The sequence below is a fragment of the Cysteiniphilum halobium genome (assembly GCF_003574425.1).
Taxonomy (GTDB): domain Bacteria; phylum Pseudomonadota; class Gammaproteobacteria; order Francisellales; family Francisellaceae; genus Caedibacter; species Caedibacter halobius.
The window spans coordinates 1-581 of sequence record NZ_QLIU01000102.1 but is presented as its reverse complement, the minus strand read 5'-3'; the positions used below and the strand labels follow the sequence as shown (position 1 = coordinate 581).

The window sequence follows — 581 nt, the reverse complement described above, 5'->3', positions numbered from 1 at the left end:
GGAAAAAAAAGAGAAAAAAAAAGAAAAAAAGGAAAGAAAGAAAAAAAAGAAGAAAGAGAAGAAAAAAAAAGAGAAGAAAAGAAAAGAAAAAAAAAAAAAAAAAAAAAAGAAGAAGAAAGAAAGAGAAGAGATAAAAAAGAGAAAGGAAGTAAGAAGAAAAAGGGAGGGAAAAAGGAAGAGAAAGAAGAGAGAGGGAAAGGAGGAAGAGAGAAAAGAGAGAGGTAGAAGGAAGAGGAGAAAAGAGAAGAAAAGAGAAAAGAGAGGGAGGAGAGAGGAGAAAAAGAGAAGGAGGGGGAGAGAGATGGAAAGGAAAAGGGAGAAAAAAAAGAAAGAAAAAGAAGGAGGAGAGAAAAATGAGGAGAGTGGAAAGGGAGAGAAAGAAGAAAAGAAGAAAGTAAAAAAGAGAAGAAAAAGAAAAAGAAAAAAAAAAAAAATAAAAAAAAAAAAAAGAAGAAGAAAAAAAAAAGAAGAAAAAAAAGAAAAAAGAAAAAGAAGAGAAAAAAAAAAAAGAAAAGAAAAAAAAGAAAAAGAAAAAAAAAAAGAAGAAAAAAAGGGGAAAGATAGGAAAAAAAAAAAAGGAA

At 28.1% G+C, this 581-nt stretch carries 1 protein-coding gene; it reads left to right on the top strand.

All coding sequences use genetic code 11. The features are described from left to right. Nucleotides 1–581: hypothetical protein (locus DNK85_RS12655; RefSeq protein ID WP_208123177.1), on the top strand; the 581-nt coding region annotated here is incomplete at both ends.